This window comes from Mycobacterium sp. ML4, from assembly GCF_054515735.1.
The window spans coordinates 170,060-185,847 of sequence record NZ_JBTNSY010000008.1 but is presented as its reverse complement, the minus strand read 5'-3'; the positions used below and the strand labels follow the sequence as shown (position 1 = coordinate 185,847).

Here is a 15,788-nt window from a genome sequence, read left to right as displayed (position 1 = left end):
TTCGGTATTAACTAGAACATGTTATAGAAACCCCGATTCACATCTCTACCAGCCGCAGGAACACCCTGCTCGACACAAATCGGAACGTGTTCTAGTCTTTTGTTTATGTCGGCACTCCCAGGAGGCATACCTCAGTGACCACTATTCAACAGCGTGATGCGCAGGCGGTCCTAGCTGCCATCGATGATCTGCTGCCGCGGATAAGGGAGCGCGCTCAGGCCACCGAAGACCGGCGCCGCCTGCTCGACGAGACCGTTCAGGAACTGGACGAGGTCGGCTTCTTCACCCTGCTGCAACCCGAACAGTGGGGCGGCTTGCAATGCGAACCCGCGCTGTTCTTCGAGGCAGTGCGACGCCTGGCCAGCGCCTGCGGGTCCACCGGCTGGGTCAGCTCGATCCTCGGCGTGCACAACTGGCACATGGCCCTGTTCGACCAGCAGGCCCAGGAGGAGGTCTGGGGTGAAGACGCCAGGACCCGTATCTCCTCGTCGTACGCCCCGATGGGCGCCGGGGTCGTGGTCGACGGCGGGTACCTGGTGAACGGGTCGTGGAACTGGTCGTCTGGCTGCGACCACGCCACCTGGGCCTTCCTCGGCGGACCGGTCATCAAGGACGGCCGCCCGGTCGACTTCGGCAGCTTCCTGATTCCGCGCACCGAGTACCGCATCGACGACGTGTGGCACGTGGTCGGCCTGAAGGGCACCGGCAGCAACACCGTTGTCGTCAAGGACGTCTTCGTGCCCCGGCACCGGTTCCTGTCCTACAAGGCGATGAACGACGGCACCGCCGGCGGGTACCGGACCAACACCGCCCCGGTCTACAAAATGCCTTGGGGCACAATGCACCCCACCACCATCTCGGCGCCCATCGTGGGCATGGCCTACGGCGCCTACGAAGCGCACGTCGAGCACCAGGGTAAGCGGGTGCGGGCCGCCTTCGCGGGCGAGAAGGCCAAGGACGACCCGTTCGCCAAGGTGCGCATCGCCGAGGCGGCCAGCGACATCGACGCGGCATGGCGACAGCTGCACGGGAACGTCGCCGAGGAGTACGCGCTGCTCTCGGCCGGCAAGGAGATCCCGTTCGAGCTGCGTGCCCGGGCCCGGCGTGATCAGGTGCGCGCGACCGGGCGTGCGATCGCTTCGATCGACCGGCTGTTCGAGGCCTCCGGTGCCACCGCGTTAGCTAATGACGCTCCGGTGCAACGATTTTGGCGTGACGCGCACGCTGGTCGGGTGCACGCGGCCAACGACCCCGAGCGGGCCTACGTGATCTTTGGCAACAACGAGTTCGGGTTGCCGCCCGGCGACACCATGGTGTGATGACGACTGTTGACGAGCTGACATTCGAATCCACTTCGCGCTTTGCGGAAGTTGACGTTGACGGCCCGCTGAAGCTGCACTACCACGAAGCGGGGGTTGGTAACGACCAGGCGGTGGTGCTGCTGCACGGCGGCGGGCCCGGCGCGTCGAGTTGGTCGAACTTCTCGCGCAACATCGCGGTGCTGGCCCAGCAGTTCCACGTGCTGGCGGTCGATCAGCCGGGTTACGGGCGCTCCGACAAGCGGGCAGAGCACGGGCAGTTCAACCGCTACGCGGCACGTGCTTTGAAGGGCCTGTTCGACCAGCTGGAGCTGGGACGTGTTCCGCTGGTGGGTAATTCGCTGGGTGGCGGGACCGCGGTGCGGTTCGCGCTGGACTACCCGGACCGCGCTGGCAAGCTGGTGCTGATGGGGCCGGGCGGTCTGAGCGTCAACCTGTTCGCACCTGACCCCACCGAGGGGGTCAAGCGGCTGGGGAAGTTCTCCATGGAACCCACCCGCGAGAACCTCGAAGCATTTCTGCGGGTCATGGTGTACGACCAGAAGCTGATCACCCCCGAGCTGATCGACCAGCGTTTCGAGCTGGCCAGCACGCCGGAGTCGCTGCAAGCGACCCGAGCGATGGGAATGTCCTTCTCCGGGGCCGACTTTGAGCTCGGCATGATGTGGCGCGAGGTGTACAGGCTTCGCCAGCCGGTCCTGCTGATCTGGGGCCGGGAGGACCGGGTCAACCCGCTGGATGGCGCTTTGGTGGCACTCAAGACCATCCCGCGGGCTCAGTTGCACGTGTTCGGGCAATGTGGACATTGGGCTCAGGTAGAGAAGTTCGACGAGTTCAACAAGCTGACGATCGATTTCTTGGGAGGCGCGAGATGAGTATCCGGTCGCTCGGCTATCTGCGCATCGAGGCCACGGATATGGCCGCTTGGCGTGAGTACGGCCTGAAGGTGCTTGGCATGGTCGAGGGTAAGGGCACCGTTCCCGGTGCGCTCTACCTTCGGATGGACGACTTCCCGGCCCGGCTGGTGATCGTTCCCGGCGGGCAGGACCGGTTGGCCGAGGCAGGCTGGGAATGCGCGAATGCCGAAGGCCTGCAAGAGATCCGGAACAGCCTCGAGGTGGAGGGCACGCCCTACAAGGAAGCCACCGCGGCCGAACTGGCCGAACGCCGGGTCGACGAGATGATTCTGTTCAACGACCCGTCGGGCAACCCATTGGCCGTCTTCCACGGTGTCGCCCTGGAACACCGCCGCGTGGTCAGCCCATACGGCCACAAGTTCGTCACCGCGGAGCAGGGCCTGGGGCACGTGGTACTGACCACCCGCGATGACGCCGAGGCGTTGCACTTCTACCGCGACGTGCTGGGCTTCAAGCTGCGCGACTCGATGCGGATGCCCCCTCAGGTGGTGGGCCGACCCGCTGACGGGGCGCCGGCCTGGTTGCGCTTCTTCGGCTGCAACCCGCGGCACCACTCGCTGGCCTTCCTGCCGATGCCGACACCGTCGGGCATCGTGCACCTGATGGTCGAGGTGGAGAACTCCGACGATGTCGGACTGTGCCTGGACCGCGCGCTGCGCCGCAAGGTGCCCATGTCGGCTACCCTGGGCCGTCATGTCAACGACCTGATGCTGTCGTTCTACATGAAGACGCCCGGCGGCTTCGACGTCGAATTCGGTTGCGAGGGCAGGAAAGTCCAAGACGACACTTGGATTGCGCGGGAAAGCACCGCGGTCAGCCTGTGGGGCCACGACTTCTCCGTCGGTATGCGTGGCTAGCCTTCAGGGATGACTGCCGCGCCGATTGACCCGCGCGCATTCCGCACCGTGCTGGGTCAGTTCTGCACTGGGATCACGATCATCACCACCGTGCACGAGGACGTGCCGGTCGGTTTCGCATGCCAGTCCTTTGCAGCGCTGTCGCTGGATCCGCCGCTGGTGTTGTTCTGCCCGACCAAGGTGTCACGCTCCTGGCAGGCCATCGAGGCCAGCGGCCGGTTCTGCGTCAGTGTGCTCACCGAGGCGCAGAAGTCCGTCTCGGCCCGCTTCGGATCCAAGGAGCCCGACAAGTTCGCCGGGATCGATTGGTGGCCATCCGAACTCGGCTCGCCGATCATCGAGGGCTCGCTGGCCTACATCGACTGCACGGTGGCGTCGGTGCACGACGGCGGTGATCATTTCGTGGTGTTCGGCGCGGTGCGCTCGCTCTCCGAGGTGCCCAGGATCAAGCCACGTCCGCTGCTGTTCTACCGGGGTTCCTACACCGGCATCGAGCCGGACAAGACCACTCCGGCGCAATGGCGCGATGACTTGGAAGCATTTCTGACGACGACCACTGAGGACACCTGGCTTTGACCGGCGTTTGTCGATCATTTTTACACGAGCGCCGGAAATCGATTTATCGAACTAATTTGTCAACCTTATTCAGCGGCATTTTTGGCTATTCCAATTCGGTGGTGACCGGGTTAACATCTGGGCCATTGCGCTCCCGCTCACAGATAAGGGTTATGAAATGTCAATCGAAGCAACCGAGTTGCGCGTCTCCGATCTCCGAGAACGAGACGCGGCCGAAGAGGCCTGGCAATGGATCGTCGACCTCAAAGAACGGGCGAAGTCCAACAGCGCCGCCGCCGAGGCTGAGCTCGACGCCATTTTCCGTAAGGGCACCCCTCCCGGCGAACTGGACGGACCGACCGACGGCATCCTGGTCATGACCACGACGAATCCGGTCGTGGACGCCGCGGCCCGCTTCGTCACCAGCCTGTGGATGCCGTGGCGGGGTAAGCGATTCGACCTTGCGGCCGGCACCGGCGACAACCGGATGACCTCCAACTCCAAGCTCCCGTCGAAGTTGCTGTGGCCGCTTTACAAGATGAAGGACGCCGCCGACGGCAAGCTCGCCTTCGACTTCAAGACCTACCAGGACGCCGGCAAGCTGGACCCGGACGTCCAGGTCATGGTCATCGATTATTCCGACGTCAAGGAAAACCCCTACGTCATCATCCGCAGTATCCGCGACGAACTGGTCGAGGTGGTGCAAGGTACGTATCTGGGCAAGATCCTGTTCCGCCTGCCGCGGGACCGTTACGAGATGATCGGCTTCTTCGCGCTGCGAACCTAAGGGCGAGGGTCAGGCCCGGTCGTCGCCTTCGACGGCCGGGTCGTAACCCGGCAGACCCAGCTCCTCGCGCATCAGCTCGGCCGCCCGCTCGGCGAACATGGAAATGGTCAAGAACGGATTCACTCCGATCGCCCGCGGGATCACTGACGCGTCGCACACGAAGAGCCCGTCGTAGGTGCCGCCGTCCGGCCGGAATACCCGTCCGGCATGGTCGACCACACCCGCGTCGACATTGTCCGCGGTGGTACAACCGCCCATCGGATGAGCGGTGATCAGATGCTTGCCCAGGAACCGCTTGTCCCAGCGCGGATTTTTGATGTATGTCCCGCCGATGGCTTCGACCGCCGGCCGCATGACGGCGTCCACATCCTTATAGACGAGCTCCGTCGGTGCCCCCGGCCAGTCGACCTTGACGGTGCCGTTCTTACGCAGCACCAACTCGCCGTCCGAGTTGTCGTGCACCATGATCAGAAAGCCGAGCGAGTGGTTCATCGCACCGTCGGTGTTGAATGTGATGTCGCGGCGCCACCGGTCGAGCTTGGCTTTGCGATAGTCGCGGTAGCTGGTCGCTGCCAGACCCATCAGCCCGAAGCGGAAGCTGTCGATCAGGGCGCGGGGCAGCGACAGATCTTGCACCGTGAATCGTTTACGCAGGTCAGACTGGTCGGCGCCGAAACGCATGGCGGCGGTGATACTGGGCCCGCAAGCCAGCAGTGAGCGCGGTGGCCCGTCGGTGGTGGCCCAGGTCTGGGTGTCGGTCTGCATGTCGGTGTTGTAGGCGACGCCGAAGTTGTCGCCGTTGCCGCTGAAGTTCTTGCCGAGCCGCGTCGACATCTGCAGCCCGGCCTGACTTGAGCGCAACAGGATGCCGTTGCTTCCCAGCGTGCCCGCCGACACCACCACCTGCCGGGCGACGACCGCCGTCTCGATTGCCCCCTTTTCGCCGGTGCGACGGGTCACGACGCGCCAGCGGCCGTCATCGGTCGGTTCGACGCGAAGTCCCTCGATGCCGGTGAACAATTCGACGCCGTAGTGCGCGGCCATGGGCAGGTAGTTGGTCATGAGGGTGTTCTTCGAACCGGTGTTGTCGCCGGTTCCGTCACCGCCGTGGTTGGGGCACCGCCGGCGCTGCACCCCGTATTTCGTGACCCGGTCCTCGGTGCTGACGGTGAGGTTGAGCAGCTGCAGCTGAGCTCGGGCGTTTTTGGCGATCTGGGTGAACGCGTCGACGCGGCGCAGCGGCACGTTCTCGGCGTAGGGAACCGCACCGAGCATGCGCCGGGCTCTCCCGTAGTACTCGTCGAGTCCGCCGACTCCTTCGGGTTCCTGTTCGACCAGCCGTTGGAACTCTTTGGGCCACGACGCCAGAAACACCTCGCGGTCCGGCACGATCGCGACGTTGAAATTGATCAGCGAGGTGCCACCCAAACCGTTCGCATGGATGACGTCGATGGTCTTGAAGCGTTCGAGTTCGATCAGCCCGAGTGGATTGATCGGCGACCGCAGCTCGGCCGCCGCCGCCTTCTCGGTCTCCGGGAAGGTGCCGGTCGGGTGCTCGGAGCCGCGCTCAAACACCGCGATGTTCAGCCGTTTGCCGCCTGATTGCGCATTGCGCGCGTTGGCCACTCCGAGGCGTGCGGCGGTGATGGCGCCGCCGTAACCGGAACCGAGGATCACCACGTCGTACTCGCTGCGCATTGCATCCGGTGCTGCGGCCAGAGTCGCGGCGGTCTGTAGGGCCATTCGGGAGGGCGATTCCACCATGGCGGCAACCTCCAATGTCGGGGACCGATAAATGTGTAGCGCAGCCTAAACCCCACCGCAGCTGACTTGCCACGATTCTTCTGAAATTGGCCGAGAATCTTTTCAGACTTGACTCGACCGCGATTATCCGTCGGTTACGACACCGACGTAAAGCTGCTTTACATTTGAAATCCGGGGCGAATTGTCAAGATGCTGGACAGTCCAATTCAATTCGCGAAAAAACAACGATCAGGGCTCGCTTAAATAACGCATCGTGTGTACTGTGCGAACTCACTAACAACGTCAGTTAGGCGCCACTTCCATCTGATCACCTGGGAACCGTCATGCCTTCTTCGTCTGTCTGCCCCGCTGCGCCCGGGTCGCGGAAGGGCGCGGCAGCATGAATCCGGTGATCGATGCCGCCGTTCCGGTGGTCGCACCCCCGGCGCATGTCGAACCGCGCCGGAGCGTTCCCCGGATCGTCGGCGTGGGACGCCGCGCGGCGCGAAAGGCTGACGGTTCGCTGCAGACGCTCGGCCGCTTCTTCGCACTGGCCGTGCAGTCCGCGGTCTACCTGATCACCGATCTGGTGCGGCTGCGCCACCCGTGGCGAGACACGCTCAACCAGGCCGCGTTCATCGTCAGTGTCACCGCGATCCCCGCGCTGCTGATCTCCATCCCGTTCGGAGTCATCGTTGCGGTGCAGGTGGGCACCGTCATTCAGCAGGTCGGCGCGACGTCGATCTCGGGTGCGGCCGGTGGTCTCGGTGTCATCCGCCAGGCCGCGCCGATCGTTGCCGCGCTGCTGTTGGGCGGCGCGGCCGGCGCGGCGGTGACCACCGACCTGGGCGCGCGCAGCATCCGCGACGAGGTCGATGCGCTGCGCGTGATGGGCATCGACCCGGTGCAACGCCTGGTCACGCCACGGCTGGCGGCGATGATCATGGTGGCGCCACTGTTGTGCGTCTTCATCATCTTCATGGGCCTGTCGGCCGGCTACGTGATCAATGTCGGTTTTCAATCCGGCACTCCGGGCAGCTACATCGCCTCGTTCGGATCCTTTGCCACCACAGCCGATCTCGTCGTCGCGCTGCTGAAGACATGGCTTTTCGGCGTGATCGTCACCCTGATCGCCTGTCAGCGCGGCCTGGAGGCCAGGGGAGGTCCGCGCGGGGTGGCTGACGCGGTCAACGCGGCCGTGGTACTGGGCGTGGTCGCGGTCTTCCTGCTCAACCTGGTGATCACCGAACTCGTCACCACGCTCATGCCGACGAAGGTCGGATGATGGCCGGGTACGTGGCCAAGCCGGCGGAGTACCGGCCGGGCGGCCTGGCCGGGGTGTTCCGGCTGCCGGTGGGCGTGGCCAATCGGGGTCTGTCGTTCTTCGAGCGGCTTGGCCACCAGACCGGCTTCCTGGTGCTGGCCCTCGGAGCGATACCGCGGACGGTGACCAGATACCGGCGCCACACCGGGGCGATCCTGGTCGACATGATCTGGGGCAACGGATCACTGATCGTCGGCGGTGGGACGGTGGGCGTGCTGGTGTTCATGGGCGCCGCGATCGGGGCGTCGGTAGGCATCGAGGGATATGCCGCCCTGGACATGGTCGGCATGGGCCCGCTCACCGGCTTCATCTCCGCCTATGCCAACACCCGGGAGATGGCACCGATGATCGCGGCGATCGGATTCGGTGCCCAAGCGGGCACCCGGATGACGGCCGAGATCGGCGCGATGCGGATATCCGAAGAGATCGATGCCCTTGAGGTGCAAGGCATTGCGTCGATTCCCTACGTGGTCACTCCGCGTGTCATCGCCGGAGTCATCACCATCATTCCGCTGTATCTGATGTCGCTGGTGCTGAGCTACCTGTTCTGCTCCCTGGTGGTCAACGTGGTTCACCATCAGTCGTCGGGCACCTACTCCCACTACTTCGATGCGTTCATCCAACCGTCCGACGTGCTCCTCTCGGTCGTCAAGGCGGCGATCTTCGTGCTGCTGATCGTGGCAATCCATTGCTATGAGGGCTATTACGCGGCCGGTGGTCCCGAGGGTGTCGGTCGAGCTTCCGGTCGTGCGATCCGAGCCAGCCTGATCTCGGTGGTGGTCGCCGACATGGTGCTCACCCTGGTGTTCTGGGGCAACAATCCCGGCCTGCGGTTGTCGGGGTAGCACATGACGATTCGTGATCTGTTCGCGCTAGCCCCGACCGCAACCAACTTGAGGATTCGTGGCCTGATCGTGGCGGTGCTGTTGGCGCTGGTGGGTACCGTGCTCTACCAGACCGCTCAAGGAACGTACGATGACACCTTCAGACTCACCGTCATCGCCAACACGATCGGTGAGGGCCTGGCGCCGGGCGCTGAAGTCAAGTTCCACGGCCTGGCCATCGGGTCGGTCAAGGAACTGGAATCGGTCGGATATAACCGGCAACGAATGACGGTGGTGCTCGATCCGCACCAGGCCACGGCGCTGACCACCGATACCAGAGCCAGATTCACCTCGTCGAACGTATTCGGCACCGCCGCGGTCGAACTGGTCAGCGACGGCAACGGGCCCGCGCTGCGGCCGAACCAGACGCTGGTGATGAGCGCCGACGTGCAGTCGGCATCGATCACCGGGTTGTTGCGTCAGGGCCAGAAACTGAGCCGCAGCTTCGACAACCCCGAATTCGAGCACGTCATCGAGGTGCTGCGCCGGCATGCCGATGTCGTCGAACCACTGGCCAGGGCCGGGTCGGATCTGGCCAGGATCATCGCCGACACCGACACCATGCCTGTCGCTCAGTCGCTTTCGGTGCTGGCATCGTTCGTCAGTGGGCTCGGCGACGCGCTGCCCGTGGTGGGGCTGAGCACCAACCTGCTGGACGGGTTGAGCCCATTGGTCGGGCCAAGCGGTATCGAGCGGACAAACCTGGTTTTCCAGCAGACCGGCCAGTTGCTGGTTGACGTCGGCGGGATCTCCGCGCAGCACAGCACCTGGATCGCCCAGCTGGTCAACGCGATCATGAACGTCGGCGTGCCGGCGTCCTTCGCCGCCGGCAGCCTGGCACCGGCCTACGACCGGCTGGCAGGTTTGGTTGACCGCGCGGACGGTGCCCTGACCGTGGTCGACGGACGGGTCCGGTTGCGCACCGAGGTCTCACTGGACGGCGGGCCGCAGCGATGAGAAGCCTGTTCAGGCCGGTCTTTTGGCTCACGGTGTTCACGGCGGTGGTTACCGTGTGCGCGATCCTGCTGCTCACCGCATTGCGTAGCCCGGTCAATGGCGCGGTCTCGCACTACACGGCAACGTTCACTGATGTGTCCGGCCTGGACGTGGGCAATGACGTCCGCATCTCCGGAGTGCAGGTGGGCAAAGTGGAGGGCATCCGGCTCGAGGGCCGGACCGCCAAGGTCGATTTCACTGCGCTGAATGCGCACCCGTTGTATCGCAACACGATTGCGGCGGTGCGCTACCAGAACCTGTTGGGCCAGCGCTACGTGGAGCTGGTCCAGCGTGGCGCGACCGGCGACCGGATGCCGGCGGGTTCGACGATCCCGGTGGGCCAGACGGTGCCTTCGTTCGATATCACCAAGCTGTTCAACGGATTCCGGCCGGTATTCCAGACGCTCGACGCAGCGCAACTCAACCAGTTCGGCGAGAACCTGCTGCGCCTGATCCAGGGCGACGACACCGGCATTGGGCCGGTGCTGCGAGATCTCGACGTCATCTCCAAGTACGCCGTCAACCGGCAGGCCGTCATCACCCTGCTGCTGCATAACCTCAGCGAGCTGTCACATGATCTCGGCGGCAAGTCGCAGCAGTTGTTCGACCTGATCAACGCGCTCAACGGTGCACTGGAGACTTTCACGTCCAAAGCCGAGCAGTTTCGCACCTCCATCGACATCGAACTGCCAATGATGCGCAGCCTCGTTCGGGTGCTGCAGACCGCGGAGCGCGGCTTCGACGCATCGACATCGCCGCTGTATGACCTGAGCACGCGGCTGTTCCCGCAGACACCCACCGTTATCGCCGGGCTGTCGCTGACTCCCACTCTGATCCAAGGACTGCGCGATTCGCTGGTCGACGACGAACGCCCGGCGTTCACGTGTTCCAACGGCGAGCTGAGCCTGCCCGGTATCGGCGAAGTGTCCTTCGCTCAACAGGGTTTGGTCGTATGCCGATGATGAGGGGCCGCCGTGTGCTCGACGATCGGGGTGAGGCCGTACGCAACCGCCGGATCGGCGTCGTCGGCGTGTTCGCGATCGTGGTCGCATTGGTCACCACCGCGCTTGCCTATGTCAATCCGGCGGGCCAGGCCAGTTACACGGCGCACGCGGGGACTTCGGGCGGGGTGCGCGTGGGTGACGAGGTCCGCGTCGCCGGCGTCCCGGTGGGCAAAGTGACCGCCGTCGGACTGAACCGAACGCTGGTGGAGATGACGTTCGCCGTCGACCGCTCGGTGGCGATCGGGTCGGATTCGACGCTGGACATCCGGCTGTTGACCCCGCTGGGCGGTCACTACGTGGCCCTCGACCCGCAGGGCAGTGCGCCGTTGGGCCACAACGTCATTCCACCCCAGCGGGTCAAGGCGCCCTTCGAGGGCAACGACATCATTCAGGCGGTGACGCCGTTCCTGCGAGATGTCAACGGCCAGGTCATCCATGACACCTTCACCGAACTCGCCGATGCCACCAACAAATATCCGAACGCTCTGCGTGAGATCCTGCAGTCCGCGAACGAGTTGACCGGATCGTTGAGCAAGATGAGCGGTGACTTCCATCGTGGCCTTGATTTCGTCAACGACGCGAGCGGCGCGTTCGCTTCGGGCCGCCGGCAACTCACCGCTCTGATCGAGCAGTTCGCGTTGGTGGGGCAGCGTTACACCAGCAAGTCCGTCGACATCATCGAGTTCTTCACGCTGCTTGGGGAATTGACGCGCATCATCGACCGGGTCATGGTGTTCTACAACCGTGAGCTGGCGCCGTCGGTCAACGGCATCGACGACATCGTCACCGCACTGGTGGCACACCCGGAGCGGGTCGGCAAGGCAAGCGAGGGCCTGACCCAGATCGTCAACGTGATGTTGCCGATGCTGCAAGGACACGGTGTCGTCGTAGACCAGAGCCACCGGGTGGTGCGCGCCCCGGCCGTCTGTCTGCCCAACATGGTGAGGCAGTGCTGATATGAAGAAACGAACTGCCTGGATCGGCGCCACGGTGTCGGCTGTGGTCGTCGGAATCGTCGCCCTCGCCGTCACCGGAGCAAAGGTGATGACTCCCGCCACCCGGCCGTTGTGTGCTGAATTCAGCGACGCCGTCGGCCTTTACCCGGGCAACAAGGTGCAGTTGCTGGGCATTGACGTGGGCTCGGTGACCGCGATCGCGAACAAGCCCGATCACGTGCAGGTCGACTTCACGGTGCCGGGCGACCTCGAGTTGCCGGCCGATGTCGGGGCGCTCACCTACTCGCAGTCGATCGTCGCCGACCGGCATGTCGAACTCACCAAGCCCTACTCCGGCGGCCCGAAATTCTCCGGCGCGCAATGCATCAGGCTGCAATCCACCAAAACGCCGATCAGCGTCAGCCAAACCTTCTCTGCGGTCGACAGGCTGGCCGGTGCCATCCTCGGTGACGGACCGGATCCGGCGAAAGCCCCCGGTGCTCAGGCAATCAACCAGAGCCTGGCAGCGCTGAGCCACTCGCTGGAGGGCACTGGGCCGGAGACCAACCAGACATTGCGGGACCTGGTGACCCTGGTGGGCGACCCCAACCATGCCGATGCCGAATACCGGCAATTGCTGGCCAACAGTGAGATTCTGACCTCCGACCTGCTGACACATTGGGACACCTTCACCACGGTGTTGCAGACCCTGCCGGAGAGCCTGCGCATGATCGAGGGGCTGTCCAATGGATTCGGCTCGGCGCTGGCGCATCTCGCGCACTCGCTGCCTCTGCTGGTCGATGCGTTGAACCGATTCGGGCCCAGGGCCTACAACAACATCGGCGACAAATTGGTTCCGTGGTTGCGGGATGTGCTCACTGCCTACACCCCTCAGATCGTCGGCTTCATCAACGCCCTACCGCCCGTCACCAACTGGGTTGCGTCCCAGTATCAGCCGGCGTGGGGTACGCACAACGTCAGCTATCTCCCGCCCCAGGTGTCGATGTCACCGTCGCAGGCCAGCACCATTTGCACTGTGCTGCAACAACGGAAGGTGCCTGGCGCCGAGGCGGCCTGCGCCCCGGGCGGGCGTTCGGATCCGGTCATCCTGGGGCTGACCGACCTGCTGCTCGGGGCGGCGTCATGATTCGTCGTTGGCTGGTTGCGGTATCGGTGGCGGGCGCGTGCCTGCTGTCGGGCTGTTCGCTCGACCCGACCCGTCTGCCGGTGCCGGGCGCATATGTGCCGATCGACAAGTACAGCATCAAAATCGAGTTCTCCAGTGTGCTCAATCTGCCGGCGCGGGCGAAGGTGGACCTGGGCGGTGTTCAGGTGGGCGTCCTGGACCGGGTTCAGTTGGTGGGCAGCACGGCCGTGGCCTATGTCGACGTCGACAAGGGCGTCGCACTGCCGCAGAACACGCGAGCCGAGTTGCGGCAGGCAACGGTGTTGGGCGACATCTACATCGCACTGTTGCCGGCACAGAGCCCGGCGCCTGCCCGTCTGCACGACGGCGACACGATACCGCTGCGCAACACCGTCCCGGCCGACAATGTCGAGGACATCTTGCGCTCGGTTTCGACCCTGGTGTCCGGCGGGTCCTTGAACGCACTGGAAGAATCTGTGGCCAACTTCAACAAGGCGTTCACGAAGGATCCAGCCGAGCTGGACCGGATGCGCCAGAAGCTGGCCGGAATGCTGCGCGACCTGGCTACCAATCAGGACAAGATCGATGAAATACTCACTAGCACAGAACGTCTCAGCAACGGGTTGCTGGCCGACACCGGCGCTTTCGACCGCCTGATCAACGATGGGCCGGTGCGACTGCGAGCGATGTCGGCGGTGTTGCCCAGCATCGTCCAATTGCTGGTGTGCGCACAGGATCTGGGTCGCTACGGCGGAGAGCTACTCGTCCCGAATACGCCTGATCTCCTGCAGATGCTGTCCTACATCACGCCGACGGTCCGGACGATCGCTTCGGCCGACGTCACGCTGCCTGCGATGGCCGACAAGATGCTGGCGCTGATCCGCGACAAGCTGATCCCGTTCTACAGCAATGGGGGCCCGCGGCTGAGCGTATCGGTCAGCCCCGGAGCGCGGGCAGACGAGGCGATTGCGGCGATGCGGACGATGGGGATGCTGCCATGAAATTCAATGCCGGCGTCACGGTGGTAATTCTCGCGGTCGCAACGCTGCTCGGCGTAGGTTATCTAACGTTCGGGGTGCTCAAGGTGGAGCCGACCACCCGGCCTACCCGGCTCACACTACTGCTGGACTCTTCCGGCGGTTTGATGCCGACCTCGCAGGTGACCATGCGGGGCATCAGAGTCGGCAAGGTGACCGGGATCCACACCACCGCAGGGGGATTGAAGGTGTCGATCGACCTTGACCGAGAACATGCGATCCCAGCGGACAGCGCGATAAGCATCCAGAACCTGTCACTGGTCGGCGAGCAGTACATCGACTTCCAGCCGGCACACATCGCCCCGCCCTATTTCAGCGATGGCACCGTCATTCCCGCCGAGCGGGTGGCATCCGCCGTCACCGTCAGCGACCTGCTCAACAAGGCCAATGCGTTGCTCTCGGTGCTCAACCCGACGGATGTCAACAATATCGTCGGCACGGTGTCGCAGGCGTTCGCCGGCAATGACCCCGCCATCGACTCGCTGGCCGCGACTGCCGCCGGGGCTGCCAAGATCGAGCGTGACGACAAAGCGATGCTCGCCGCACTGTTCGGCAACCTCGCCACGCTGACCACCAATATCAACGACCTGGACGTCGGGGGAGTGCTCAGCAGCAGCGGTAGGTTGCTGCCCGGCTCAATCATGGCGCTGGCCAGGTTGACTCGTGAGGTCGACCGGTATGCCCATACCGGCGACGGCATGTTCGCTCCCGGTGCCCCGGTTCCTACCTTGGTGGCAAACCTCAAGCAGTACCTCGACATGTTGTCGGGGCCGTTGAGCACCTTCGCGGCGGCATTGGAGCCGGCGACCGCGCCGTTGCGCGGATTCAAGGTCGAAGCCGGGCATTTCGTCGACATGTGGGAGTCAAGTTTCAGCGAGGCAGGCGAAGTTCGCGTGCAGGTGAGCGTTCCGGAGGGACACCGATGAGTGACACGTTGGTCGATGAGATCGTGCCTACCGAGGAGTTCGAGGAGGTAGCCGCAAAACGGCCGAATCGGTTGCGTGGCAGGCGGTTCTGGCTCGTGGTACTGGCTCTGGCCGCAGTTGTCGCGACCGGGTGGTTCGGGGCCCACAAGTACCGTCACGTGTCCGGCGAACTGGCTGGCTTGCGTCAGAGCGAATCCGATCGCGATGCCGCGGCCAAGCTTGCCAAGGACTACGCGCTGAAGTCACTGACCTACAGCTTCGAGGACCCGGACGCATTCTTCCGTTCGGTCGAAGAGGGTGTGTCGCAGACGTTGAAGGACAAGTACGTCAACGCCACCGAGTTACTCAAGGGCATCATGACGCAGGCGCAGGTCACGTCCTCGGGTGAGGTGCTCGCCACCGATGCGGTCGCCCAGCCCGGCCAGGTATATCAGGTGGTCGTGTCGGCTGCGCAGACGACTCGCAACCTGCAGAACCCGAAATCGCGGGTGTCGCTCATCCTGCTGCAGGTCACCGTCAACAAGGCGGGGGAGCGGTGGCAGGTCTCCGACATCGGCCCCAAGACCGGAAGCCCGGCCGGCCCACTGGACCCTGGGCCGGTGCCGGGACGATGAGGTATCGCGCGGCGACGCTTCCCGGTATGCGGGGCAAGCGGGCCTTTGACGCGGTCGGCGGTTATCCGCCGCTTACTCCGCCGGAAGACGGCGCCGGTCCCATGAGCCCCACCAGTCACGTCTGCATCCGGATTCCTCGGCATGACATCGTCTGAAGCGTGATATCACCGGCGATATCACTCAGGCGCCAGAGCAGTGGGGCCGGGGCACGCGGTTGCGTCCGCCAGAGGTAGTGATATCACCGGCGATATCTACTTTCTGAGGGACTTGTGCCCAGGCTTCCCGGTGCCATTGTGACTGATGTGACGCGGGAGCGCGTCGGCGTCACCGAATGTGACTGGTGATAGCCGCGTCCACGTGCTACCTAGTTCGGCGTGAATCGCTACACGTTCCGCGTCGAATGGTGTGCGGACTACGGCGAGTATCTGGCCAAATGCCTTGAGCTGCCGTTTCTGGCCGAGCGGGCGCCGCTCGCTCAGCAGGCGATCGTACTGGTGGAGCAGGCAGTCGAGCGGCACCTCGAGACCTGCCGGGAGGAAGGCGGTGAGCCGCCCCCGCCACTGGGCGAGCGTGACTACAGCGGCACCTTCGTCGTGAGAACGTCGCGTGCTTTACATGCCCGGCTCGCCATCGAAGCCACCGAACAAGGAGTCTCGATGAATCAGTGGGTGGTGCAACAGCTTTCGGGCCGACAGTCGAAGAACAGCTTCGGCGAGCTTTTCCTCGACTGACGGCCCGGCGTG

Annotated in this window: 17 protein-coding genes; 16 read left to right on the top strand and 1 reads right to left on the bottom strand. The window is 64.2% G+C overall.

The window, feature by feature from the left end; all coding sequences use genetic code 11:
- Positions 1-134: 134 nt before the first annotated feature.
- From hsaA to ACX9NE_RS11340, 5 genes are all read left to right on the top strand, one after another.
- Positions 135-1,319, top strand: a complete 1,185-nt coding sequence (gene hsaA, locus ACX9NE_RS11360) for a 3-hydroxy-9,10-secoandrosta-1,3,5(10)-triene-9,17-dione monooxygenase oxygenase subunit (RefSeq protein WP_459361695.1) — start codon at positions 135-137, stop codon at positions 1,317-1,319.
- The gene (hsaD, locus tag ACX9NE_RS11355; protein WP_459361696.1) at positions 1,319-2,194 is read left to right on the top strand and encodes a 4,5:9,10-diseco-3-hydroxy-5,9,17-trioxoandrosta-1(10),2-diene-4-oate hydrolase; all 876 of its coding nucleotides are present in this window, start codon (positions 1,319-1,321) and stop codon (positions 2,192-2,194) included. Before hsaA ends, hsaD begins: the two co-directional genes overlap by 1 nt.
- Positions 2,191-3,093 (top strand): iron-dependent extradiol dioxygenase HsaC, encoded by a 903-nt coding sequence (gene hsaC, locus ACX9NE_RS11350; RefSeq protein WP_459361697.1) that lies wholly within the window; start codon positions 2,191-2,193, stop codon positions 3,091-3,093. The genes hsaD and hsaC overlap by 4 nt, the downstream gene beginning before the upstream one ends.
- Positions 3,094-3,102: 9 nt before the next feature.
- Entirely contained in the window at positions 3,103-3,669 is a 567-nt protein-coding gene (gene hsaB / locus ACX9NE_RS11345) for a 3-hydroxy-9,10-secoandrosta-1,3,5(10)-triene-9,17-dione monooxygenase reductase subunit (protein ID WP_459361698.1), read from the top strand.
- 157 nt (positions 3,670-3,826) lie between these two features.
- Positions 3,827-4,435 (top strand): hypothetical protein, encoded by a 609-nt coding sequence (locus ACX9NE_RS11340; RefSeq protein ID WP_459361699.1) that lies wholly within the window; start codon positions 3,827-3,829, stop codon positions 4,433-4,435.
- A gap of 9 nt (positions 4,436-4,444) precedes the next feature.
- On the opposite strand, the gene ACX9NE_RS11335 is transcribed toward ACX9NE_RS11340, so the two are convergent.
- On the bottom strand, positions 4,445-6,199 hold the full coding sequence (locus tag ACX9NE_RS11335; protein ID WP_459361700.1) for a GMC oxidoreductase: 1,755 nt from the start codon (positions 6,197-6,199) through the stop codon (positions 4,445-4,447).
- 379 nt (positions 6,200-6,578) lie between these two features.
- Between ACX9NE_RS11335 and ACX9NE_RS11330 the strand changes: the two genes are divergently transcribed.
- From ACX9NE_RS11330 to ACX9NE_RS11280, 11 genes are all read left to right on the top strand, one after another.
- The gene (locus tag ACX9NE_RS11330; RefSeq protein ID WP_459361701.1) at positions 6,579-7,463 is read left to right on the top strand and encodes an MlaE family ABC transporter permease; all 885 of its coding nucleotides are present in this window, start codon (positions 6,579-6,581) and stop codon (positions 7,461-7,463) included.
- Positions 7,463-8,347 carry an MlaE family ABC transporter permease gene (locus ACX9NE_RS11325; protein ID WP_459361702.1) on the top strand — a complete coding sequence of 295 codons (885 nt, stop codon included), beginning with the start codon at positions 7,463-7,465 and terminating at the stop codon, positions 8,345-8,347. Before ACX9NE_RS11330 ends, ACX9NE_RS11325 begins: the two co-directional genes overlap by 1 nt.
- A gap of 3 nt (positions 8,348-8,350) precedes the next feature.
- Positions 8,351-9,343 (top strand): MlaD family protein, encoded by a 993-nt coding sequence (locus ACX9NE_RS11320; RefSeq protein ID WP_459361703.1) that lies wholly within the window; start codon positions 8,351-8,353, stop codon positions 9,341-9,343.
- Positions 9,340-10,344: an MlaD family protein gene (locus tag ACX9NE_RS11315; protein ID WP_459361704.1), complete on the top strand. Its 1,005-nt coding sequence runs from the start codon at positions 9,340-9,342 to the stop codon at positions 10,342-10,344. Before ACX9NE_RS11320 ends, ACX9NE_RS11315 begins: the two co-directional genes overlap by 4 nt.
- Positions 10,344-11,342: an MlaD family protein gene (locus ACX9NE_RS11310; protein WP_459361705.1), complete on the top strand. Its 999-nt coding sequence runs from the start codon at positions 10,344-10,346 to the stop codon at positions 11,340-11,342. The genes ACX9NE_RS11315 and ACX9NE_RS11310 overlap by 1 nt, the downstream gene beginning before the upstream one ends.
- Position 11,343: 1 nt before the next feature.
- Positions 11,344-12,468, top strand: coding sequence for an MlaD family protein (locus ACX9NE_RS11305; protein WP_459361706.1), 1,125 nt, complete (start codon positions 11,344-11,346; stop codon positions 12,466-12,468).
- Positions 12,465-13,469, top strand: a complete 1,005-nt coding sequence (locus ACX9NE_RS11300; protein WP_459361707.1) for an MlaD family protein — start codon at positions 12,465-12,467, stop codon at positions 13,467-13,469. Before ACX9NE_RS11305 ends, ACX9NE_RS11300 begins: the two co-directional genes overlap by 4 nt.
- Positions 13,466-14,431: an MlaD family protein gene (locus tag ACX9NE_RS11295; protein WP_459361708.1), complete on the top strand. Its 966-nt coding sequence runs from the start codon at positions 13,466-13,468 to the stop codon at positions 14,429-14,431. Before ACX9NE_RS11300 ends, ACX9NE_RS11295 begins: the two co-directional genes overlap by 4 nt.
- On the top strand, positions 14,428-15,045 hold the full coding sequence (locus ACX9NE_RS11290; RefSeq protein ID WP_459361709.1) for a hypothetical protein: 618 nt from the start codon (positions 14,428-14,430) through the stop codon (positions 15,043-15,045). The genes ACX9NE_RS11295 and ACX9NE_RS11290 overlap by 4 nt, the downstream gene beginning before the upstream one ends.
- Entirely contained in the window at positions 15,042-15,200 is a 159-nt protein-coding gene (locus ACX9NE_RS11285; RefSeq protein WP_459361710.1) for a hypothetical protein, read from the top strand. The genes ACX9NE_RS11290 and ACX9NE_RS11285 overlap by 4 nt, the downstream gene beginning before the upstream one ends.
- 219 nt (positions 15,201-15,419) lie before the next feature.
- Positions 15,420-15,776: a type II toxin-antitoxin system HicB family antitoxin gene (locus ACX9NE_RS11280; protein ID WP_459361711.1), complete on the top strand. Its 357-nt coding sequence runs from the start codon at positions 15,420-15,422 to the stop codon at positions 15,774-15,776.
- The last annotated feature ends 12 nt before the right edge of the window (positions 15,777-15,788 follow it).

Bases quoted from the DNA above. Each gene is read 5' to 3' on its own strand.
- ACX9NE_RS11325 (WP_459361702.1), top strand. From the start codon at position 7,463: ATGGCCGGGTACGTGGCCAAGCCGGCGGAGTACCGGCCGGGCGGCCTG.
- ACX9NE_RS11315 (WP_459361704.1), top strand. From the start codon at position 9,340: ATGAGAAGCCTGTTCAGGCCGGTCTTTTGGCTCACGGTGTTCACGGCG.
- ACX9NE_RS11335 (WP_459361700.1), bottom strand. From the start codon at position 6,199: ATGGTGGAATCGCCCTCCCGAATGGCCCTACAGACCGCCGCGACTCTG.
- ACX9NE_RS11320 (WP_459361703.1), top strand. From the start codon at position 8,351: ATGACGATTCGTGATCTGTTCGCGCTAGCCCCGACCGCAACCAACTTG.
- ACX9NE_RS11340 (WP_459361699.1), top strand. From the start codon at position 3,827: ATGTCAATCGAAGCAACCGAGTTGCGCGTCTCCGATCTCCGAGAACGA.
- ACX9NE_RS11305 (WP_459361706.1), top strand. From the start codon at position 11,344: ATGAAGAAACGAACTGCCTGGATCGGCGCCACGGTGTCGGCTGTGGTC.
- ACX9NE_RS11300 (WP_459361707.1), top strand. From the start codon at position 12,465: ATGATTCGTCGTTGGCTGGTTGCGGTATCGGTGGCGGGCGCGTGCCTG.
- ACX9NE_RS11330 (WP_459361701.1), top strand. From the start codon at position 6,579: ATGAATCCGGTGATCGATGCCGCCGTTCCGGTGGTCGCACCCCCGGCG.
- ACX9NE_RS11310 (WP_459361705.1), top strand. From the start codon at position 10,344: ATGAGGGGCCGCCGTGTGCTCGACGATCGGGGTGAGGCCGTACGCAAC.
- ACX9NE_RS11285 (WP_459361710.1), top strand. From the start codon at position 15,042: ATGAGGTATCGCGCGGCGACGCTTCCCGGTATGCGGGGCAAGCGGGCC.
- ACX9NE_RS11290 (WP_459361709.1), top strand. From the start codon at position 14,428: ATGAGTGACACGTTGGTCGATGAGATCGTGCCTACCGAGGAGTTCGAG.
- hsaD (WP_459361696.1), top strand. From the start codon at position 1,319: ATGACGACTGTTGACGAGCTGACATTCGAATCCACTTCGCGCTTTGCG.
- hsaC (WP_459361697.1), top strand. From the start codon at position 2,191: ATGAGTATCCGGTCGCTCGGCTATCTGCGCATCGAGGCCACGGATATG.
- ACX9NE_RS11295 (WP_459361708.1), top strand. From the start codon at position 13,466: ATGAAATTCAATGCCGGCGTCACGGTGGTAATTCTCGCGGTCGCAACG.
- hsaB (WP_459361698.1), top strand. From the start codon at position 3,103: ATGACTGCCGCGCCGATTGACCCGCGCGCATTCCGCACCGTGCTGGGT.